Annotated in this window: 19 protein-coding genes; 7 read left to right on the forward strand and 12 right to left on the reverse strand. The window is 69.6% G+C overall.

Annotation, left to right across the window (positions count from 1 at the left end; genetic code table 11):
* Nucleotides 1-189 precede the first annotated feature (189 nt).
* The 9 genes from C2U31_RS20485 to C2U31_RS20525 form a co-directional block, all read right to left on the reverse strand.
* Nucleotides 190-1,404, reverse strand: a complete 1,215-nt coding sequence (locus C2U31_RS20485; protein WP_103274461.1) for a substrate-binding domain-containing protein — start codon at nucleotides 1,402-1,404, stop codon at nucleotides 190-192.
* A 189-nt stretch (nucleotides 1,405-1,593) separates the two neighbouring features.
* The gene (gene gspF / locus C2U31_RS20490) at nucleotides 1,594-2,799 is read right to left on the reverse strand and encodes a type II secretion system inner membrane protein GspF (RefSeq protein ID WP_103274462.1); all 1,206 of its coding nucleotides are present in this window, start codon (nucleotides 2,797-2,799) and stop codon (nucleotides 1,594-1,596) included.
* Between the two features lie 10 nt (nucleotides 2,800-2,809).
* Complete coding sequence (gene gspE / locus C2U31_RS20495) at nucleotides 2,810-4,261, reverse strand: type II secretion system ATPase GspE (protein ID WP_103274463.1); 1,452 nt, start codon at nucleotides 4,259-4,261, stop codon at nucleotides 2,810-2,812.
* Nucleotides 4,258-7,092: a type II secretion system secretin GspD gene (gene gspD / locus C2U31_RS20500; protein WP_233772436.1), complete on the reverse strand. Its 2,835-nt coding sequence runs from the start codon at nucleotides 7,090-7,092 to the stop codon at nucleotides 4,258-4,260. Before gspD ends, gspE begins: the two co-directional genes overlap by 4 nt.
* A 4-nt stretch (nucleotides 7,093-7,096) precedes the next feature.
* Nucleotides 7,097-7,729: a type II secretion system protein GspM gene (gene gspM / locus C2U31_RS20505; protein ID WP_103274464.1), complete on the reverse strand. Its 633-nt coding sequence runs from the start codon at nucleotides 7,727-7,729 to the stop codon at nucleotides 7,097-7,099.
* On the reverse strand, nucleotides 7,726-9,015 hold the full coding sequence (gene gspL / locus C2U31_RS20510; RefSeq protein WP_103274465.1) for a type II secretion system protein GspL: 1,290 nt from the start codon (nucleotides 9,013-9,015) through the stop codon (nucleotides 7,726-7,728). The genes gspM and gspL overlap by 4 nt, the downstream gene beginning before the upstream one ends.
* Entirely contained in the window at nucleotides 9,015-9,932 is a 918-nt protein-coding gene (gene gspK / locus C2U31_RS20515; protein WP_103274466.1) for a type II secretion system minor pseudopilin GspK, read from the reverse strand. The genes gspL and gspK overlap by 1 nt, the downstream gene beginning before the upstream one ends.
* A gap of 22 nt (nucleotides 9,933-9,954) precedes the next feature.
* Entirely contained in the window at nucleotides 9,955-10,416 is a 462-nt protein-coding gene (gene gspG, locus C2U31_RS20520; RefSeq protein WP_103274467.1) for a type II secretion system major pseudopilin GspG, read from the reverse strand.
* A 214-nt stretch (nucleotides 10,417-10,630) separates the two neighbouring features.
* Nucleotides 10,631-11,119, reverse strand: a complete 489-nt coding sequence (locus C2U31_RS20525) for a MarR family winged helix-turn-helix transcriptional regulator (protein ID WP_103274468.1) — start codon at nucleotides 11,117-11,119, stop codon at nucleotides 10,631-10,633.
* Nucleotides 11,120-11,233: 114 nt separating this feature from the next.
* Here C2U31_RS20525 and C2U31_RS20530 point away from each other — a divergent pair, with 114 nt between their 5' ends.
* Nucleotides 11,234-12,388 carry an MFS transporter gene (locus tag C2U31_RS20530; RefSeq protein WP_103274469.1) on the forward strand — a complete coding sequence of 385 codons (1,155 nt, stop codon included), beginning with the start codon at nucleotides 11,234-11,236 and terminating at the stop codon, nucleotides 12,386-12,388.
* Between the two features lie 8 nt (nucleotides 12,389-12,396).
* On the opposite strand, the gene C2U31_RS20535 is transcribed toward C2U31_RS20530, so the two are convergent.
* Nucleotides 12,397-12,705, reverse strand: coding sequence for a SelT/SelW/SelH family protein (locus C2U31_RS20535; protein ID WP_199770861.1), 309 nt, complete (start codon nucleotides 12,703-12,705; stop codon nucleotides 12,397-12,399).
* A 132-nt stretch (nucleotides 12,706-12,837) separates the two neighbouring features.
* On the opposite strand from C2U31_RS20535, the gene C2U31_RS20540 reads away from it, so the two are divergent.
* On the forward strand, nucleotides 12,838-14,040 hold the full coding sequence (locus C2U31_RS20540; protein WP_233772438.1) for a multidrug effflux MFS transporter: 1,203 nt from the start codon (nucleotides 12,838-12,840) through the stop codon (nucleotides 14,038-14,040).
* Between the two features lie 44 nt (nucleotides 14,041-14,084).
* Nucleotides 14,085-14,894, forward strand: a complete 810-nt coding sequence (locus tag C2U31_RS20545) for an enoyl-CoA hydratase (RefSeq protein WP_103274470.1) — start codon at nucleotides 14,085-14,087, stop codon at nucleotides 14,892-14,894.
* A gap of 15 nt (nucleotides 14,895-14,909) precedes the next feature.
* On the opposite strand, the gene chrA is transcribed toward C2U31_RS20545, so the two are convergent.
* Nucleotides 14,910-16,175 (reverse strand): chromate efflux transporter, encoded by a 1,266-nt coding sequence (chrA, locus tag C2U31_RS20550; RefSeq protein WP_103274471.1) that lies wholly within the window; start codon nucleotides 16,173-16,175, stop codon nucleotides 14,910-14,912.
* 320 nt (nucleotides 16,176-16,495) lie between these two features.
* Between chrA and C2U31_RS20555 the strand changes: the two genes are divergently transcribed.
* The gene (locus C2U31_RS20555) at nucleotides 16,496-17,791 is read left to right on the forward strand and encodes an ATP-binding protein (RefSeq protein WP_103274472.1); all 1,296 of its coding nucleotides are present in this window, start codon (nucleotides 16,496-16,498) and stop codon (nucleotides 17,789-17,791) included.
* Between the two features lie 7 nt (nucleotides 17,792-17,798).
* Here C2U31_RS20555 and C2U31_RS20560 read toward each other — a convergent pair whose 3' ends face one another.
* Complete coding sequence (locus C2U31_RS20560) at nucleotides 17,799-19,361, reverse strand: TerC family protein (RefSeq protein ID WP_103274473.1); 1,563 nt, start codon at nucleotides 19,359-19,361, stop codon at nucleotides 17,799-17,801.
* A gap of 248 nt (nucleotides 19,362-19,609) precedes the next feature.
* On the opposite strand from C2U31_RS20560, the gene C2U31_RS30625 reads away from it, so the two are divergent.
* The 3 genes from C2U31_RS30625 (at nucleotide 19,610) to C2U31_RS20570 (ending at nucleotide 21,362) form a co-directional block, all read left to right on the forward strand.
* A complete protein-coding gene (locus tag C2U31_RS30625; RefSeq protein WP_158658431.1) occupies nucleotides 19,610-19,765 on the forward strand; it encodes a hypothetical protein in 156 nt (51 codons plus the stop codon).
* A 293-nt stretch (nucleotides 19,766-20,058) separates the two neighbouring features.
* On the forward strand, nucleotides 20,059-20,412 hold the full coding sequence (locus C2U31_RS20565; RefSeq protein WP_233772439.1) for a hypothetical protein: 354 nt from the start codon (nucleotides 20,059-20,061) through the stop codon (nucleotides 20,410-20,412).
* A gap of 236 nt (nucleotides 20,413-20,648) precedes the next feature.
* Nucleotides 20,649-21,362, forward strand: a complete 714-nt coding sequence (locus C2U31_RS20570; protein WP_103274474.1) for an MgtC/SapB family protein — start codon at nucleotides 20,649-20,651, stop codon at nucleotides 21,360-21,362.
* Nucleotides 21,363-21,385: the final 23 nt, after the last annotated feature.

A 21,385-nucleotide genomic window follows, 5' to 3' on the forward strand; every position in this document is an offset into this window, starting at 1 on the left:
TGTGTAATTCAGATGACAGCGCCGGGAAAAAAGGTGTGGAGTGCCGTAACAAGTTGCGGAGTGGCGTTCGCCCGGAACGCCCTTGCAAGGTCGATGAAAAAAGACGGCGCACCCCGCGATACTCGCGGAATGCGCCGTCCACACTGCTGCTATCGCGACTTGCCTACAGCTGCTGGAGCCCTCGCCCCATTAGCCGCGGCCAGCGTAGCTGCCGCAAACCGTCGTGTTGCCGATGTTCAGGTTCTTGGCATCGCCCGTCACGAAGGTGTTGAGGATCGCGTCGCGCGTATCCTGGCTCAGCGCGACCAGCAGGTGGTCGCCCGGCAGCAGGTTGCCGGCGTCGTAGTGCTTCGTCAGGAAGTCCTTGACGTCGTTGGCGACAGCAGCGCTGGTGTAGCACTGGCTCAGCACCAGGTTGGTGGGGCCGGCGATCGGATAACCCTTGGTCGGGTTGACCGACGCACGGATCCAGTTGAACGGGTTGCCGGCGTTGTTCACGTCGTTCCAGCCAGTCGCGGCCGGATTCGTGACGGTGGGAGCCGAGCCCGGCAGGCCGCCGGAACCCGAGTTCTGCAGCGCCAGGTTGACGTCGTCGGCGGTCGGGCTGTAGACGACATTGTCATTCGAGTTGCGCAGATTGGCCTGCTTCAGCGTGCCGGTGTAGGCCGGATCGGGGCTGAGGTAGGTGATGGCGGAAGTCTGGCCGCCGATCACGGTCGCCACGCCGCCGCTGCCGTTGGCCGGCAGGAAGGTGGCGGGCGGGGTGTTCGACGGGAATTCCTGGGCGAAGGTGCTCTTGCCCGAGAAGGCCACGTTCGAATCGGCGCCGCACACGGCTTGCAGATGGCGGGTCAGCAGTTCGGTGGTGCCGCTGCTGTCGCTGCGGTACACGACCTTGAAGTCGTTCAGATTGGCGGGGACGGTCACGCCGACCTGGCTCCACTTGGTGAACTTGCCCGAGAAGATGCCGCAGACCTGGGCCTTGTTCAGCGTGATGACGCCCGTCGGACCCTTGTAGGAAACCGTCACCGGGGTGGCGACCGAGGGAATCTGGATCAGCGGACCGTGGCCCACCGGGTTGCCGATCTTGCCCAGGCCGGTCGTCAGGTAGTCGTTGATCTGCGTTTGCGTCAGGATGGAATCGCTGCCGATCCAGTGCACCACACCCGAGCTGCCGAAGCCGGTGGCGTTGTTCGTCAGGAAAGCGGTCTTGCCCGCGCCGCTGCCCACGCCCTTGTAAGGCTTGAAGCTCGCTTCGGGGAAGTTGGTGATTTCGTCGTTGTACAGCTTCTCGGGCAGCGTGGCGCCGCCGGAAACCACGACCTGCTGCGCCAGCGCGGCGCCCGACAGGGCCATCAGGCCGACCGCCGACAGAACGGCGACCAGGGAATTGCGGTTGAACATGTCTTGCTCCTTGCACTCGTTTCGGAGAGAACTGCCAGTGGAGAAAAGAACGGATGAATCCAAGAACGCACCCTGCGGCTACGGAGAGAAAAGCCTGCCTGACGCGTTGAAGTCATGATGCGCAAGCGAGGTGACAGGGCCGGGAAAAAAGGTGTGGAGTCGGGTAAGAATGTGGGGATAAGCCCGCCCTCACCCAACCATCTGATTGATCTCCATGATCGGCAGCATCACCGCCAGCACGATCACCAGCACCACCGCGCCCATGGTCAGGATCATGATCGGCTCCAGCAAGGCCGTCATCGCCATCGCCCGCCGCTCGATATCCGACGACAGCGTCTGCGCCGCCCGGTCCAGCATGCGCGACAGCGTGCCGGTCTTCTCGCCGCTGGACACCAGATGGCACAGCAGCGGCGGGAACACTTTCTGCTGCCGCAGCGCCGCGCCCAGGCCCGAACCGCCTTCGATGCGCGCAGTGGCGTCGAGCACGGCGCGGCGCAGGCATTCGTTGCCCAGCGTCTGGCGCGCCGCTTCCAGGCCGCGCAGCAGCGGCACGCCGGCGTCTGACAGGATGGCCAGCGTGGACGCGAAGCGCGCGGTGTTCACGCCCAGCGCGAAGCGCCCGATCATCGGCAGGCGCAGCACGCGCGCATGCCAGGCCAGCCGGGCGGCCTCGGCGCGCTGTGTCCAGCGCCAGAGGCCGAACAGCAGGACCAGGACCAGCGCGTTCAGCGCGCCCCATTGGCGCACGTATTCGCTGGCGGCCAGCATCGCCTGGGTGATGAAGGGCAGCTCCTGCCGCGCCTGCGAGAAGGCGCTGACCACCTGCGGCACCACGTAGGCCAGCAGGAAGATGACGATGCAGATCGAGACGCAGCCGACGATGGCCGGATAGATGAAGGCGGTCAGCACCTTGGAGCGCAGCGCGTTGCGTTCCTCGATGTAGTCGGCCAGCCGTTCCATGATGCGCGCCAGGTCGCCGGAGTCCTCGCCGGCCTTGATCAGCGCGCGATAGATGGGCGGAAAGTCGCGCGGGCGCGCGGACAGCGTATCGGAAAAGCGCTGGCCGCCGCGTACATCGGCGCGCACGGCGGTGAAGGTATCGGTGATGTGTTTTTTCTCGGCCTGTTCGACGGTGGCGGTCAGCGCGGCTTCCAGCGGCAGGCCGGCGGCCAGCAGGCTGGCGAGCTGGCGGGTGGCCCAGGCCAGGTCGCTGTCGGACAGCCTGGGGCCGAACAGCTCGATCTGGCCGCGCCTGGCGGCGGCCTCGCGCAGTTCCAGCGCGGTCAGGCCCTGCGCGCGCAGCTGGGCGCGCGCCGAGCGCGCCGAGTCGGCCACCAGCGTGCCGCGCTGGATGGCGCCCTGTGCGTCGGCGGCCTCGAAACGGAAATTCGCCATGGTCTCTCCCCTACCCGTCCCGCGTCACGCGGATGATTTCTTCGGGCGCGGTCTGGCCGTCGCGGACCCAGCGCTCGCCATCCTCGCGCATCACCTTCATGCCGGAGCGTTGCGCGGCCACGCGCAGCTGCTGTTCACCCGCGCCTTCGTGGATCAGGCGGCGCTGCTCATCGTCGATGACGTACAGCTCGTGGATGCCGGTGCGGCCGCGATAGCCGGTGTGGTTGCAGGCCGGACAGCCCACCGGCAGGAAATGGCCACCCTCGGGCGCGGGCCGCTTGCAATCCGGGCACAGTCGGCGCACCAGGCGCTGGGCCAGCACGCCCAGCAGCGACGAGGCCAGCAGGAAGGGCTCGACGCCCATGTCGGTCAGGCGGGTCAGCGCCGAGACCGAGTCGTTGGTATGCAGCGTGGCCAGCACCAGGTGGCCGGTGAGCGAAGCCTGCACCGCGATCTGGGCGGTCTCCAGGTCGCGGATCTCGCCGATCATGATGACGTCGGGGTCTTGCCGCAGGATGGCGCGCAGCGCCACGGCGAAGCTCATGTCGATCTTGGCGTTGACCTGGATCTGGCTGATGCCTGGCAGGTCGTATTCCACCGGATCCTCGACGGTCAGCACGTTGCTGGTGGCGGCGTCGATCTGGCCCAGCGCGGCGTACAGCGTGGTGGTCTTGCCGCTGCCGGTCGGGCCGGTCACGAGCACGATGCCGTGCGGCTGGTGCACCAGGCGGTCCAGTTCCGCCAGCACGCCGGGCGCCATGCCCAGGCGTTCGAGCTTGAGGCGCCCGGCTTCCTTGTCCAGCAGTCGCAGCACGGCGCGCTCACCATGCCCGGTCGGCACCGTGGACACGCGAATGTCGATGGGCCGGCCGCCCACGCGCAGCGCGATGCGGCCGTCCTGCGGCAGGCGTTTCTCGGCGATGTCCAGGTGGGCCATGATCTTGATGCGCGAGATCAGCGCCGAGTGCAGCGCCTTGCGCGGGCTGACCACGTCGCGCAGGCCGCCGTCGACGCGGTAGCGCACCACCGAATGCGTCTCGAATGGCTCGATGTGGATGTCGCTGGCGCCGTCGCGCGCGGCCTGGGTGAACAAGGCGTTGATCATGCGGATGACGGGCGCGTCGTCCTGGGCGTCGAGCAGGTCCGTGACTTCCGGCATCTCGTGCATCAACCGGTCCAGGTCAACCTCGTTCTCGGCCGCGCCGACCACGGCGGCGGCATCGCCGGCGTCGGCGTAGGCCGCCGTCAGCAGGGACTCCAGTTCGGCGTCGGCGGCCTGGCGCAGCGGCACCGGGCCATGGCGGCGGCGCACTTCGGTGATGGCCCAGGAAGGCGTCAGCGGGCTGACGACCAGTTCGTCGCCATCACCCGCGCGGCGCAGCAAGGCCCGCTGCGCGCGCGCCCAGGCATAGGGCAGGCGCGTCCCGGCGCCTGGCGCGGCTTCGCCGGCGGGCGCGCTCATAGGCCCAGCACCATCTCGGGCTGGTAGCCCAGCTCGCGCAGCAGCTGCAACGCGGTGTCCACCGAGCGCTGGTCGCGCGGCACGCTGGCGCGCACCACGTAACTCTGCCCGCCCGGTCCGGACAGGGTGTAGGCCTTCAGGCCGCTGACCTGCACGCGCCGGGAGACCGCCGTCGCCTCGGCTTCCGTGGCCACGTCGGCGAACTGCAGCACGGTGTTCCTGGCATCCGGCTGACCGTAAAGCGCGGCGGGATCGCTGGCGACGGTCAGGCCGGCCGGCAGGCGCGTGCGCACCTCGGTGCGCTCATCGGCCGGGCTCTTGACGGCGGCCAGCTGCCTCGGCTCGGTCGTGCCCTGCGTGGCGGGCGGCTCCCGGCGCAGGGTCTGCTCCAGCGAACCGGCGCGGAAGTCATAGGGCTGCCCCGCCACCGGCACGCCGGCCGGCGGCAGCACCGGCGCCCGCATGTCGGGCAGCAGCGGATGGTCCGCCGGCTGCACCTGGCTCTGCACGCGCCGCATGTAGTTGTAGCGGCTCTGGGTCAGCCCCATGCCGCCAGCCGAGTCGCGCACCACGTAGGGGCGCAGGAACACCATCAGGTTGGTCTTGCTGCGCCCGCGCGTGTCATAGCGGAACAGACTGCCCAGTACCGGGATGGAGCCCAGCACCGGCACCTGGTCCCGGCTGTTCGTGACGCTGTCTTCCAGCAGGCCGCCCAGCACCATGATCTGGCCGTCGTCCAACAGCACGCTGGTGTCCATGGCGCGCTTGTTGGTGACCAGCCCGGCCGCGACATCGGCCGTCCTGTCGATGCTGCTGACTTCCTGGTAGATGTCCAGCTTGACCGTGCCGCCCTCGGATATCTGCGGCCGGATGTTGAGCTTCAGGCCGATGTCCTCGCGCTGGATGGTCTGGAAGGGATTGCTGTTGGTGCTGCCGGGCGTGATGTACTGGCCGCTGACGAAGGGCACGGTCTTGCCCACCATGATGGAGGCCGGCTCGTTGTCCAGGGTCAGCAGGTTCGGCGTGGACAGCACGTTGCTGCCTCCCTTGGTCTGCATCGCGCGCGCCAGCACGCCCAGGTTGGCGACCTCGCCAACGCCGGGAATGTTGATGGTGCCCGAGATCACGCCGATGCTCAGGCCGCCCTTGGGCAAGGCCTGGATGGAATTCTTCCCGCCAGGCGTGAAGGTGTCCTTGCCGAAGTTCGCGCCGCCGAACACGCGGCCGCCGCCGGCCAGCCACTGAATGCCCAGCTCCGCGCCGTCGTTTTCCGTGATCTCCACGATCAGGCTTTCCACCAGCACCTGGGCGCGGCGCTGATCCAGCAGGTCGATCACCTTGCGCAGGCTGCGGTACATGGGCTCGGGCGCCGAAATGATCAGCGTGTTGGTGGTGGCGTCGGCGTTCACCGTGACGCCATTGGCCGAGAATGCGGAGCCGTCCTGCCCCTTGCGGCCGGTGGTGCCGGGTCCGAGCGCGTCCGTGCCCCGGCCGTTGTAGCCGCTACGGGCGCCGGCACCCGTGCCGTTGTTCTGCCCGGCGCCGGAAGCGCTGGCGCCAGACGTATTCGCCTGCTGGCCGTTGGCATTGCCCGAGCTGTTGCCCAGGCCGCCGCCGAAGGCCCCGCCCGGCCCCAGCGCGGCGCGCGCGGCGGCATCGCCGCCAGCGCCGCCGCCGTCGCTCTCTCCGGTCAGGACACCGCGCAGCACGCGGGCCAGATGCGTGGCCTGGGCGTTGCGCAGGTAGACCACATGCAGGTTGTCCGGGTCCGTCTGCGAGCTGTCCAGCTGGCGGATCAGGTCGCGCGCCAGCTTGGCGCGACCGGGGCTGCCAGAGCGCACGATGACGCTGTTGGCGCGCGGGTCGGCCACCACGACGACGCGCTGGCTCGGATCCTCGTTGCGCTGAGCGTCCAGCAATTCCGAGGCCATGCCTGCGATGTCCACGGCGATGCCCTGCCGCACCTTGACGACTTCGGTGACCAGCGACGAGGGATTGTCGATGCTGGCGATGATGCGGCCGATGCGGTCCAGGTTGTCGGCGTAGTCGGTGATGACCAGCGTGTTGTTGGCCGGATAGGCCGTGATGCTGTTGCTGGGCGCGATCATGGGGCGCAGCACCGGCACCAGCGCGGTCGCGTTCTCATAGCTCAGGCGGAAGGTCCGCGTGACCACGCCGCCGCCCGCCGGCGCGTCGGCGCTTTGCACCGGCCCGCCCTGCAGCTTGGCGTCGGCTTCCGGCATCACCCGGGTGCCGCCGGCCACGTCGACCGCCGCGTAGCCCTGCATGCGCAGCGCGCCCAGCAGCATGCCGTAGGCGGCGTCGGGCGCGACCGGCCCCTGCGACACCAGCGTCAGCGTGCCCTTGACGCGCGGGTCGACCAGGAACTGCTTGCCGGTGAATTTGGCCAGCACGCGCAGCACGGCGGGAATGTCGGCGTCGACGAAGTTCAGCAGCACGCCCTCCTGCGCGGCGGCGGCGGGTTTGCCCGGCGGGACGTTGGCCGCCGGAGTATCGCTGGTCTTCTGCCCGGCGTCGGCCTGCGCCGACAGCGGCGCGGCGCGCTTGTCGCCGCCCACGGCGCGCGATGCCTGCGCGGTGCGCAAGGGCTGCGCCCGCGCGGCCTCGGGCGCCGGCGTCGCCCTGGCCTGCGCGGTGGGCGCCAGCGTCATGGCCAGCGGTGGCAAGCCATCCAGCCCCGTCTGCGGCGCGTCGGCGCGTCGGCCGCCGTCCGGCGTCGAGCAACCGGCAAGCGCAGCCAGTACGGCCATGCTCACGACCTTGCGCCGGGCCGTCGTGCGGGCGGCTTGCGGCAAGCGATACTGCGTCACTGTGTTACCTCTCGTTCCGGGTGGCGGGGGACAACTCGATGGATGCGCGGTACTGATCCAGAAGCGACATCCCGGTTGGCGACACGGCGCCCTTGCCCGGCACTTCGAGCACCGTAACGGCCGGCCTGGACCCGGCGGCGGCGGGCGCATCGATGCGGCGCAAGTCGATCCGGTCCGGCCGCAGCGACAGACGCCCAGGCTGCGTCAGCAGCCAGCGCAACAAGGGTTCGGCCCGCGCGTCATCCAGGCTCAGGCGCCAGCGGCCATCCTGGCCGGGCGCCGTCACGTCGGCCTGCAAACCGGCCTGCTCCAGGCCGAGGCGCAGCGACGCTTCCGTCGCCGGGCCGCGCGCGGTTTGCTCACGAGGCGCGCTGGCCAGCAATGTTTCCAGCTCGATGCTCAAGCCGCGCAGGCGCGTCAGTTCGGCGCGCGCGCGCTCGGCCCTGGCCAGCGCAGGCTCGATCAGCGCCAGCCAGCACAGCGCGGCCAGCGCCAGCAGGGCGCAGCCGGCCAGCATGCGGCGCTCGCGCGGCGCCAGTCCGAGCCAATAATTCCCGGCGCGCGCGCGCCAGTCCGCGATGCGCTTGCGCCCTGCCGCGAACGGCGCCGCCGCCAGGGGCCGGAACGCGAAGCTCATGAGCGGCTCGCGGGTGCCGCGCCCTGTGGCGGCGCGCGGCGCAGGCGCCAGCCGCCGGCTTGCGGCTCGACGGATACGCCGTCCTTGGCCGCCGCCTTGATCCAGTCCGGCGTGCCCCCTTCCGGCGCCGGGTCACGGCGCGCGCCGGGCGCCATCTCCACATCCAACGCGCCGTCCGCATAGCGCAAGCCGGCCACTTCGCCGGTGGCGAAGGCCAGATGCTGCGTGGCTGCGCCCAACAGGAACGCGAACTCCGATTGCCCGGGACCGCCTTGCAACTGCTGGCGGACCTGGCGCAAGGGATCGGTCACGCGGGCCAGGGCGGGGAACGCCTGTTGCACACGGCCATGCACGTGCGCGCGCAGTTCGGCGACGCCGTGTTCAAGGCGCCAGGCCTGCAACTGCAGGCCGCCGATCCACACCGTGGCGGCGATGGCGGCCCATTTGATGGCGCCGCGCCACGATCCGGCCACGGCGCTCGCGCGGCGGGCCAGCGCTACATTCCAGCCTGGTGCGACATCGGCGCCAGCCTCGATCTCGCGGCCCTGTTCAGCGGGCATGTCATGGGGCCACCAGGGCGGAATCCCGCCGATCCAGACGATCCGCGCCGGTCTGGCGGTCTCCAGCGCGCGCAAAAGGGCCTGCACACCGGGGATGTCGGCTCCCGACGCGCCCACGCCCGGCTTGTCAGCGCCGGCGGCATGCCCGCCCACGGAGTCCATGGCGCCTGTATCCGCGCGGGAAACATCCCCGGAAGGCACGTCCGCGCGCGCGATCGCATGGATCTCCACGTGATCGGAGCCGGCGCGCAGCGCTACCCAATCGTCTCCCTGCATCAAGGTCCAGCCGTCGGGTGTGCGCGGCAGCCATAGCGGCAGCGGCGCAAGAGCCGCTGCCGTCAGGCCGCAACCTTCCATCAGCGCCTGCGCCCGTTCCGCCTGTTCGCGGGCGATCCAGGCCAGGCAGACATTCCCGTCCGCGGCGCGCGCGCCATGGGCCACCAGCAGCGCGTCGGCGTCGCCCAGGGCCAGCAGTTCCACCGCGCCCGCCGCCGCCACTTTCAAGCGCGCGGGCGTCAGCGGCGGCAAGAGCGCGGCGGCCAGCGCCATGTCCTCCGGCTGCACGAAGGCGGTCACGCGCGCGCCCCGGTGCAAGCCCGCCAGCTCGGCAAGGCTGCGCGGCGTGGCCGATCGCAGCCAGGTCTTGCCCTCGCGCAGCGCATAGGGCAGCGGCGTGTCGGCAGAGAGCAGGCGCAAGGCCGGCAACAGGACGCGGATCTCCGGCATCAGGCGCCTTCTCTCGACCAGAGCACCTCGGGCCACGGCTTCGCGCCGCGCGCCAGCAGCGCCTGGAACGGCACCAGCGCCGACCCCAGCCGCGCGGCGCCAGCGAGCCGGAACCAGTTGCTCTGCACGGCCACGCGCGCCGGATTGCCCTGTTGCCCGGGCAGGTTCAACCTGTTGGCGAAATCGCCCTCCGTGGCGAACCACATGCCGGCATCGCGCTGGGCGACCAGCGCCTTCGCCTGCTCCAGCGACAGGTCGGGCACGCGGGCGGCGATCACTTCGGCCCGGGCGGTGTTCACGTTGACCAGGGTGACACGCGGCAATACCGTGACATAGGGCCGCAGGCGCGCGACGACACCGGCGTCCACGCCCGGCGCGCCGGCAAGCTCATCCAGGCTGCGCGGAAATGGCGCCAGGTTGGGCCGCCCGGCTTCACCCGGCCGGGCCGAAGCCGCGCCGTCGCCAGCTTTATGCGGCGGCGGCAATGACGCCAGCATGCGCTGCGCCAGGGCGTCCGCGACCTCCGGCCGCAGCCCCAGCGATTGGCACAGGCGGGCCAGCTCCTCGACGCCGTCCTGATACAGCTTGCCCTCGAAGACCAGATTGCGCAGGTTGAGCTTGCCCTGCTCGTCTTCCAGGCGGCCCAGGAACACCGGCTGGCCGCCGGCCGTGGCCGCGAGCCGCGCATCGGTGATGGGCGCGGCCCAGGGCGCGTCGCCGCGCGTGGTGGCGTTGCGCTCGCCATCCTCCTTGATCAGACGCAGGGCCAGGTTCAGGCCGCCGCGCAGCAGCGCCTGGGCCTGGGCGCGGTTCTGCGCGGCCTGCACCCCGCGCAGGAAGGCGTCCTGGCGTTGCAGCAGCGAGGCGGTGATCATGGTCACCGCCGCCACCACCAGCAAGGCGCTGATGACGGCCATGCCTTGCTGCCGGACGCGGCGCTCAGAGCTGCCAGGAACCGATGTCGGCATTGCCTGCTTCCCCGTCCGGCTTGCCGTCGGCGCCGTAGGAAAACACATCGATTTCGCCGTGCGCGCCGGGATTCAGGTACTGATAGGGATGGCCCCAGGGATCGTTGGGCAGGCGGTCCAGATAGGCGCGCCAGGCGCTGTTGGCGCCCGGCCCCGTAGCGGGCCGCTCCACCAGCGCGCGCAATCCTTGCTCGGTGCTGGGATAGCTGCCGGTGTCCAGCCGATAGAGCTTGAGCGCCTGCATCAGCGCGCTGATGTCCTGGCGCGCGGCGACCGCGCGCGCCTGATCAGGGCGGTCCAGCAGACGCGGCACCACCAGCGCCGCCAGGATGCCCATGATCACGATCACCACCATGATCTCGATCAGCGTGAAACCACGCTGCCGATGGCCGGGCGGGCAATGCGTATCCGTCTGGTGCCGGCTTGCTTTCATCGCGCGGGGACTCCGAGGCTGCCGTTGGGCCCGAGAACCGGCGCGCGTCCGGGTCAGTCGGGCGCCGTTCAGGTCCGGAGATATTGGCAAGCCCGGATTTCACGCATTTGACGCATTGTGCGGAGGATTGAAAGCTACGGCCGGAACGCCGCAAGCGCCAGCGAGGTGGATCCTGGCGTGCTGTCCCGCGCATACGCCCGCGCGCGATCCGTCACTAGCCGGCGTAGGCGCCCAGCAGCTTGCCCAGCAGGTCCGCGAGCTGGCGCTGCTCGGTCGCGTCCAGCGGCGACAGGACCTCGGCCTGGTTGCGCACGTGCGCGACCACCGCCCGATCGATCAGTTTCAAGCCGGCGCGGGTCAACCGCACCAGCGTCGCGCGACCATCGCCGGGATTGGGCACGCGCTCCACCAGGCCCGCGCTTTCCAGGCGGTCGATGCGGTTGGTCATGCTGCCCGACGAGATCATCATGTCCTCGTACAGCGCGGTCGGGGTCAGGCCCTGCGCCGCGCCGCTGCGCCTGAGCGTGGCCAGCACATCGAATTCACCCGGTTGCAGGCCGAATTCCGCGAACAAGGGGTTGATCCGGTCGCGAGTGATGACCAGCGCGCATTCGGCGAGGCGGCCCAGCACCAGCATGCTGGACACGTCCAGGCCCGGCAGCTCGCGATTCCATTGGGCCACCGCGCGGCCCGCCCTATCCATAACCATGACGGCATCTCCAGTTATCTTGACGTCAAGATAAATTCCAAATATCTTGACGTCGAGATATTTTAGCAACGCGGCCGTTCAAACGTGGGCCGATCACAGGGAGCAGCAGTGAATCTTTCCGTAGCGCAACGGTGGCAGGTGGCCGCCATCATCCTGGTGGGCCTGAATCTGCGCCCCGTGCTGGCCTCGGTGCCGCCCCTGCTGGATGCCTTGCAGGCGGCGACCGGCATGTCCGACGGCGCGGCGGGCCTGATGACCGCCCTGCCCGTCTTCGTCATGGGCATAGGCGCGCTGAGCGCGGCCCCGCTGCGCCGCCTGCTGGGCGAGCGCCTGGGCGTGCTGCGGGGGCTGGCCGTGATCGCCATCGCCGCCGGCGCCCGGCTGGCGGCGGATCATACCGGCGCGCTGTTGGCCACCGGCGTCGCGGCCGGCCTGGGCATCGCCATCGCGCAGGCCCTGTTGCCGGGCTACATCAAGGCACGCCTCACGGCTGCCAGCAGCGGCGTGATGGGGCTCTATTCGACCGCCATCATGGGCGGCGCGGCCATCGCCAGCGTCGCCACGCCGCTGATGGCGCGCCAACAGTCGCTGTCCCTGTCGCTGGCGGCCTGGGCCGTGCCCGCCCTGGTCGCGCTGGCCTGCTGGGCGCGCGCCGCCGGCCGCGCCGAGGCCGTCGCGCATGCCGCAGGCGCCGACGGCGCGCACGGGCGCCGCGCCTGGCTGCTGGCCATTTTCTTCGGCCTGGGCACGGGCGCCTACACGCTGGTGCTGGCCTGGCTGCCGCCCTACTACACCGCGCTGGGCTGGACGCCGGTCGCGGCCGGCAGCCTGCTGGGCGCCGTCACGGTCGCGGAAATCGCGGCCGGCCTGCTGGTGTCCGCGCTGATCGGCCGCCTGCCCGACCGCCGCCCGGCGCTGTATCTGGCGATCGGTTCGCTGCTGGTCGGTCTGGCGGGCCTGGCCATCGCGCCGCTGGCCTTTGCCTGGCCGGCCTCCGTGCTGGCGGGCCTGGGCATCGGCGCCCTCTTTCCGTTGTCGCTGATCGTGACCATGGACCACGCGGCCACGCCCGCGCAGGCCGGCCGGCTGGCGGCCTTCGTGCAGGGCGTGGGGTATTTGATCGCGGCGACGTTTCCCTATGCGGCGGGGCTGATCCGGCAGCATGTGTCGGACCTGCGGCCGGCATGGGGAGTGATGATGGCGATCTGCGCGATCCTGTTCGGGATGGCCCTGCGGTTCCGGCCGCAGGCGGGCCGGCGCTGACGCGGCCCTCAGTCTTCGGCCGGGCCCTTGCGATGACCGTCCACGTGGCCCAGCGAGCGCGAGGGATCGATCAGGTCGCGCACGCGCTGCTTGAGCGTCTTGGCGTCCGGAAAGCCGCCGTCGCGCTTGCGATCCCAGAGCAGTTCTCCGTCGCAGCTGACCTGGAACACGCCGCCCGTGCCCGGCTGTAGCGCAACCTCGCCCAGATCGGTGGAGAACGTGGACAGCAACTCCTGAGCCATCCAGGCGGCGCGCAGCAGCCATTGGCACTGGGTGCAATAGACGATGACGATGCGGGGGCCGTTGATGTCGCTCATGCCGGCGATTCTAACTTGAGCGCCTGGCCGGCGATGGCATCGCAACCCGCCCGGCATGTCGCCAGCGCCCGATCCGGGCTTGAGGGATAATCGAGGGTTTTTCCCTAGCCCCTTTGCGGCCTGGACCCTGCAATGACCCCTGTATCCACTACCCGCGGCCAGGCTTGGCTGATCGGCCTGCTGATGGCCCTGGTCACGCTCACGCCGATGGGCATCGACATCTACCTGCCTTCCCTGCCCGGCATGGCGCAGGATTTCGGCGTCACGATGGCCGCCATGCAGACCAGCGTCACGCTGTTCATCTTCGCGGTCGGCCTGAGCCAATTGCTGATCGGACCGCTGGCCGACCGCCACGGTCGCCGGCCGGTGGCGCTGGCCGGGGTCGCGGCCTACGTCGCCGGCTCGGCGCTGGGCGCCTGCGCGGGCACGGTGGAGTGGTTCTATGCCGCGCGCGTGATCCAGGGCATCGGCGCCTGCGCCGCTTCGCTGGTGGCTTTCGCCGCCGTGCGCGATCGCTACGCCCCGGCCGAAGGCGCGCGCATCTACAGCTACCTGAACGGCGCGCTGTGTTCGGTCCCGGCGCTGGCGCCCATGCTGGGCGGCGCGCTGGCGGTGCTGGCCGGCTGGCGCAGCACCTTCGTTTTCATGGTGCTGTTCGCGCTGACGCTCTCGCTGCTGCTGGCGCGGCGCTTCGGCGAGACCCGGCCGCCAGCCGCCGGACCCGCCGCCAGCGCGGCGGCCTGGCGCCAGTATCTGCCCATCGCGACGAGCGGCCGCTTCGTGTATTTCGCTGTGTTCGGCATGGCCGGCATGGCCATGATCCTGGTCTTCGTGTCAGCCGCGCCCGTGGTGCTGGTCCAGCGCCTGGGCTATTCCGAGCTGGGTTTCGGCGCCTGGTTCGGCGGCAATGCCGTGCTCAACATCGTCGCATTCTTCCTCGCACCCCGATTCATCGCGCGCTTTGGCCGTATGGTCATGCTGCGCGCCGGCCTGATTGCACTGCTGCTGGCGGCGGCCATGCATCTGGCGGCCTGGCTTTGGCTGCCTTTGTCCGCCTGGGCCTTCATGTTGCCGGTGGCGGTGCTGACGGTCGGGTTCTCGCTGGCGCTGGGCTCCGCCCTGAGCCTGGCGCTGGAACCCTATCCCGACCGCGCGGGCACCGCCGCCGCGGTGTTCGGCCAGTTCCAGATGAGCGGCTCCGCCCTGATCGCGACGCTGCTGCTGGGCCAGGGCATGAGCCCGCAGCTGGCCATGGCGCTGATCGGCGCGCTGCTGGCCGGACCGCTGCTCTGCGCTTCCGGCTGGATCGCGCGGTCCGTGTCCCGCCACGGCTGAGACTGCCGCGCTGGTATCCTGAGGCCACAACGACAGGAGATGACATGAGCACGCAATCTTCCGCCAGCCCGGCCCTCGAACCGTTGCTGCTGCGCACCGACAGCCAGGGCATCGTCACGCTGCGCCTGAACCGGCCGGGACAGTTCAACGCGCTGTCCGAAGCGCTGCTGGCCGCGTTGCAGGCGCAGATCGATGCGCTGGCCGGCGACGCGAGCCTGCGCTGCGTGGTGCTGGAAGCCAGCGGCCGCGCCTTCAGCGCCGGGCATGACCTGCGTGAAATGCGGAGCCAGCCGTCACTGGACTACTACCGTGAGTTGTTCCGCAAGTGCGGCGCGGTGATGCAGGGCCTGCAAGCCCTGCCCGTGCCGGTCATCGCCAAGGTGCGCGGCATCGCCACCGCCGCCGGCTGCCAGCTGGTGGCCAGCTGCGACCTGGCGATCTGCGCCGATGACGCCCGTTTCGCCGTGTCGGGCATCAACGTCGGTCTGTTCTGCGCCACGCCGGCGGTGGCCCTCAGCCGCAACGTATCGGCCAAGCGCGCCTTCGACATGCTGGTCACCGGACGATTCATCGACGCGGCCACGGCCGCTGACTGGGGACTGGTCAACGACGCGGTGCCCGCAGACCAACTGGATGCGCGCGTGGCTGAACTCGCCGCCGAGATCCTGTCCAAGAGTCCGGCCGCCATCCGCCATGGCAAGCGCATGTTCTACAAGCAGCGGCAGATGGCGCTGGCCGACGCCTACGACTACGCTGGCGACGTCATGGCCCGCAACATGATGGAAGAGGACGCCGCCGAAGGCATCGACGCCTTCCTGCAAAAGCGCGCGCCGCGCTGGCGCGGCCTGGCCTGAACGGCCCCGGGCGGATCAGGCCAGCCAGCCCAGCGCCCAGCCGCCCGCCGCCGCCGTCATCACCACCCATACCGGCGACCAGCGCGCATACACCAGCAGGCCGAACAGCAACAGGGCCAGCCCGAAGTCCGCCGGTCCACGGATGGCGGACGTCCATACCGGGTCGTACAGGGCCGACAGCAGCACGCCGACCACGGCGGCGTTCACGCCGGCCAGCATGTTGCGCACGCCCGGCCGCCGGCGCAGCCCGTCCCAGAACGGCATCGCGCCGGCCAGCAGCAAGGCGCCCGGCAGGAAGATCATCGCCAGCATGCTGAAACCGCTGATCCAGCCCATCCAGCCGCCGGCGGGGTGTTGCGCAGCCACGCCCAAAAACGCGGCAAAGGAGAACAAGGGCCCCGGCATGGCCTGCGCCGCGCCATAGCCCGCCAGGAAATCCGGTTGCGACACCATGCCGCCGGCCACCGCCGTGGATTCCAGCATGGGCAACACCACATGCCCGCCACCGAAAACCAGCGCGCCGGCCCGGTAGAAGCCTGCGAGTTGCGCGGCCAGGGGCGTGGCGGCGTACTCGGCCAGGACCGGCAAGCCGATCAACAGGGCCGCGAACAGTCCCAGCAGCACCCATCCCGCGCCGCGCCGCACGCTTTGCGACGGCTGTCCGAGCAAGGGGCGAGGCGGCAGTTGCAGCACGGCCGCGCCCACCACCGCGCCCAGGGCGATGGCGGCCAGCTGCCCCGGCGCCGAGGGCAAGGCCAGGGTGATCAGCGCGGCCACGCAGGCCATGCCGGCCCGGATCCGGTCCGGACAGAGCGTGCGGCCCATGCCCCACACCGCTTGCGCGATGACCGCCACCGCCGCCACCTTCAGGCCATGGATCGCGGCGGAACCCGACAACCAGCCGAAATGCGCCAGCCCCAGGGCGAACAGCATCAGCGCCATGGCCGAGGGCAGCGTGAACGCCAGCCAGGCGGCCAGCATGCCCGCCCAGCCCGCGCGCTTCAGGCCGATCGCCATGCCCACCTGGCTGCTGGCCGGTCCCGGCAGGAACTGGCACAGCGCGACCAGATCCGAATAGGTGTAGTCGTCCAGCCAGCGGCGGCGGTCGACGAATTCGGTGCGGAAGTAGCCCAGATGCGCCACCGGGCCGCCGAAGGAAGTCAGGCCCAGCCGCAGGAACACCAGGAATACCTCGATACAGGAACCTCGCCCCACCGCCGTCTGTTCATGGACGGCGGACTGGCTGGCGACGTGTTCGTCGTGCGACGGCGGTTGCGGCATGGTGGGTGTGTTTCATCTGACCGGGCGGAACCACAGCTGTCCGCCCCGGTATTTAGCTTATAGCCCGGGGCGAGGCTCCGATTCAATCGAGAGTTCCGCCATCCCGCCCTAGTCCAGGTGCATGAATCTTCACAAATTACGAACAAAAACCGCAGATCTGTGATCAAGCCGGCGGCTAGGATCGCCCGTTGGCCCGTGGCGGCATGTCCGCCATGCCCGCCCCGGCACAAGACAACAGCATCATGAGCACCCACGGCGCATCCCGGCTCGCCCGACAGACCACCGCCCAAGCCCCGAGGCAGGCGGCCGCCAGGGCATCCATGCTCAAGCTGGCGCTGCGCATCCTCATCGTCGCAACCATCGGCTATATCCTGGCGACGCAGTTCGTCAGCCGCAGCTTCAGCTACCTGCTGGAACCGATCACCGCCGATCTCGTCTACGAGACGCTGCGCGGCCAGATGCACGCCCTGCGCACCGAACTGGATCCGCAACCGCCGGCCGAACGCGAGGCCTACCTGCGCGACCACATCAAGCCCCACTATGGCCTGGGCCTGCAGATCAAGACGCCGGCGCAGGCCGCCCTGACCCGCGCCGAGCGGGACATGGTGGACAAGTACGGCATCGTCATGCGGGACGACTACAACACCTTTCTTTCGCGCATGCCCGGCGAGCCGGCGCAGTGGCTGGAAGTGACCTTGCCCTCACAGCGCTCGCTCGAGAAGATGGTGACCTGGACGGCCTGGACCGTGCTGGTGCTGATCCTGGCCGGCGTGCTGCTGCTGTTCTGGGCCATGCCCATCCATCGCGACCTGGACGTGGTGCGCAACGCCACGCTGCGCATGGCGCAAGGCGACCTGGATGTCCGGGTGCGCCTGTCGCGCATCTCCGGCATCCGCCACATCGGCGAGAGCTTCAACCATATGGCCGAGCGCATCGCCGCGCTGGTCGACAACCAGCGCAGCCTGACCAACGCCGTCTCGCACGAGCTGCGCACGCCGCTGGCGCGGCTCTCGTTCGAGGTCGACATGCTGAGCGAGGGCGGCATCGATCCCAAGCGCAGCGCCGTCCTGCACGACATGCGCGCGGATATCGCCGAACTGGAGGCGATGGTGGCCGAACTGCTGGTTTACGCCCGGCTGGAGCGTCCCGCTGAAGACACCGTGAAGCTGGAAACCGTGGACACCGCCGACTGGATGGGCGAAGCCCTGGCCCAGGTCGCCCATCAGGCCAGGGCCCGCTCCGTGCAGTGCGCCATGCGGCCCGGCTGTCCGGCGCATGTACGGCTGCACCCGCGCTACATGAGCCGCGCGTTGCTGAACCTGGTGCAGAACGCCGTGCGCTACGCCAACTCCCGGGTGGAAATCGGGCTGACGCGCAACGCCGCCGAGGAATTCGAGCTGACCGTCGACGACGACGGCGGCGGCATCCCGCAAGCCGACCGCGAGCGGGTGTTCGAACCGTTCATCCGCCTGGACGAAAGCCGCGACCGAGGCACCGGCGGCGCCGGCCTGGGGCTGGCCATCGTGCAACGGGTGGCCGCCAATCACGGCGGCACCATCGAGGTGCGGGACAGTCCCCTGGGCGGCGCCCGCTTCGTGCTGCGCTGGCCGGCCTGAAGACGCCTTACTGCGGGGTGTCGCGGCGCGCCAGCAACTGATCGATGCGCAGCCCGTCGCGGCGCGTCACCTCGAAGGTCCATCCGCCCCATGCGATCGTTTCACCGGCGTCCGGGATGCGGCCGACGACGCGCAGCAGGCAACCCGCCAGCGTTGCGTCCGGCGCATTCTCCAAGGCTGCATCCATATCCAGCAGCCGGGCCGCCTCGTCGGCCGCCAGGCCGCCCTCGAGCAGCCAGGAGCCGTCGGACAGCGGCACCGCCTCGCGCGGGTCTTCGCGGTGCTCGGGCAATTCGCCGCCCACCGCCGTCAACACATCCATCGGCGTGACCAGCCCTTCGCAGTCGCCATGCTCGTCCACCACGATCAGCATGTGGTCGCGCGAGGCGCGCAGCTCGTCCAGCACCTTCAGCACCGGCGTGGTCTCCAGTACGTACAGCGGCTCGCGCGCCAGTTCCACCAGATCGATGGGGCCGGGATTGGACAACAGCGGCAGCACGTCCTTGAAGTGCAGCACGCCCAGCACGTTGGCCGCGTCGCCAGCGCACAGCGGCAGGCGCGAATGGCCCGACGCGAACTTGCGCACCACCGTCTGCGGCGAGTCGGCCACATCCAGCCACACCATGCGGCCACGCGGCACCATGATCGAGCGCACGTCGCGCGCGCCGGCCGCCAGCACGCGTTCGATCATCGAGCTTTCCTCGGGCGCGAAGGCCGGCTCGTCGCCGGCGCCATCGACCAGCGCGGCCACTTCGTCGGCCTGCTGCGTCGGCTGGCCGGCGCGGCCCGCGCGCAGCAGGCGCAGCACCGCCTGCGCGGTGCGCTGGCGACGGCTCAGCGCATGCGCCCCTCGGGCGCGATTGCGGCGCGCCAACTGGTTGAACAGCTCGATCAGGATCGAGAAGCCGATGGCGGCATACAGATAGCCCTTGGGCACATGGAAGCCCAGGCCTTCGGCCACGAGGCTGAAGCCGATCATCAGCAGCAGGCCCAGGCACAGGATCACCACGGTGGGATGGCGCGCCACGAAACCCATCAGCGGGCGGCTGGCCAGCATCATCACCGCCATGGCGACGACCACGGCGATCATCATGATGCTCAAGTCCTGCACCATGCCCACGGCCGTGATCACCGAGTCCAGCGAGAATACGGCGTCCAGCACCACGATCTGCAGGATCACCTGCCAGAACACGGCATGCTGCGTCTTCTGCCCGGCGTCGTGGCCGACGCCGCCTTCCACGCGCTCGTGCAGTTCCATGGTGCCCTTGAACAGCAGGAACAGGCCGCCCAGTATCAGGATCAGATCGCGACCTGAGATCTCGGCGCCCAGCACGGTGAACAGAGGCTGGGTCAGCGTCACCACCCAGGCGATGCTGGCGAGCAGGCCCAGGCGCATGACCATGGCCAGCGTCAGGCCGATCATGCGCGCGCGGTTGCGCTGATGCGGCGGCAGCTTGTCGGCCAGGATGGCGATGAACACCAGGTTGTCGATGCCCAGCACGATTTCAAGAATGACCAGCGTCGCCAGGCCAAGCCAGGCGGTCGGGTCGGACATCCAGTCAAAGATCATCAGTGGTCCAGATAGGGTTCAGGCGGGCGCGAGGGGCCCGGAAAAGGCATGGCGAAAACCGTAGCGCGGACGCGGGGGCGCGCACAAGACGGGCGCGGGGCCCGGCCCGGACCGGATGGACGAGGAAGGAAGGCTGCTGCGTGGCCGTTCTGACAGGACGCGCGAGGCGCGCCGGCCGGGCCGTGTCGGAGGAAGGTCTCGGGCGCCCCGGACAGCGAGGCGCCCTGCTAGGAGGAGGGTCGTCGTTCATGCTTGGCGAAAAAGGCGGCGCGGCGTCCTGCAAAGGCCTCGCGTCCGCCCGTCACGCCGGGCTCTCATTCTTACTGGAAACTGAATACTACCTGAAATCCAAGAACCGTCATTCGCCGCGATTGACGTGCGGCATGATTTTGCAGGCGGCATGAATAATGTCTTGGTGTTTACCCTAGGCCCTGGCTATACTGGGCGCTCTTCAAACCCCATTGAGATCACTGTGGACAACGACGGATGTAGTCATAGCACGACTGCTCGCGCCGCTTGACGCAACCGATCCGCAGAATCTTCTGACGGGTCCTGCGTCCAGCCAGGACCCGGCCTTACCGCCTCCCCCCTATCCGCCAGCCTTTTCACGGCCGGGCGCCATGCGCCTTGCCACGCTGGCGGATTGGCGCGCGCATGTGGACCTTCCTCATCGTCCTCCCCTCGCAAGGAGACGACCATGCGCTTCAAGCCCTTTTTCACGCTCCCCGTCCGCGCCGACGCGGCTCCCGCCGCCGTGCGCCCGGCAGCGCCCACCTATCGCTTCACCATCGTCAGCGTCAGCGCCACGCTGAACGCGCTGCGCAAGCAGCTGTACTACGAGCTGCAGGCGCTGGACCTGCGCGTGCTGAACGTGCGCATCTCGCGCGAAGAATCGGATCAGCTCGCCAGCACCACCGTCACCCTGCTCTGCCCGCCGCAGTTGCGTGGCGTGCTCAACGCCGTCGCGCTGCGGCTGGGCCAGAGCCCGGACGTGCGCCGCGTGCATTGGGAAAACGACGCCGGCGCCGCCATCGCGGTACTGCCCGCCTGAGCAACGCCATTCCGTAGTTTTCTGAATCGCGGACACGGAAAGGAGACTGTCATGAAAGACCCGTACAAGTACCTGCTGCTCGCCCGGGTGCTGGCCCTGGCGCTGATCTGGCTGGTGGCGCTGGTACTGGCCCTGGTATCGAGCTGGCAGCCCGTCTGAAGGGCTCGGCAAGTCTGGGCGCGGCCATCGCAAGGGGCGGGTCGCGCCCTGTTCACAATACGCTGCAAGAGAACAAGATGAAAAACTTCGAGAACATCCAATTGCTGACGCTGGCCAATACGCTGGTCAGCCTGCTCAGCGCCTTCGTGCTGGGCTCCATCGTCGGCTTCGAGCGCCAGTTCCGCCAGCGTACCGCGGGCCTGCGCACCAACGCGCTGGTGGCGGTGGGCGCGGCCATCTTCGTCGACATGGCCTTTCGCGTCGGCGGCGCCGACGGCGGCGCGCGCGTGATTTCCTACGTGGTGTCGGGCGTGGGCTTCCTGGGCGCGGGCGCCATCATGCGCGAAGGCGGCAGCATCCGCGGGCTGAACACTGCAGCCACGCTGTGGGGCTCGGCCGCCATCGGCGCCTGCGCGGGCGCGTCGCTGCTGCTCGAAGCGGTGGCCGCCACGGCCTTCGTGCTGGCCGCGAACACCTTGCTGCGGCCCCTGGTCAGCCATATCAACCGCCAGCCGGTCGACGCGCAGACCACTGAAGTCACCACCGTCATCCACGTGATCGCGCACGTGGACGAGCGCCAGGCAGCCATGACCGTCCTGGAAGACGTGCTGGAGGCCGAGCAGCTGCCGCTGTCGGAACTGAAGATCGACCAGTTTGGCGAGAACGAGGTCGAGATCGAGGCCGCCCTGAGCGAAGCTGCGGTCGACGAGGAAGACCTGGACCGTGTCGCCGCGCGGATCGCGAGCGCGCCGGCGGTGCGCACGGCGTTCTGGGCGGCGCGGACGGTTTGACGCCGAAGCCGTTCCGCTCCTGA

Origin of the sequence: Achromobacter sp. AONIH1 (assembly GCF_002902905.1) — a bacterium.
In the GTDB taxonomy this organism is placed as follows: domain Bacteria; phylum Pseudomonadota; class Gammaproteobacteria; order Burkholderiales; family Burkholderiaceae_B; genus Achromobacter.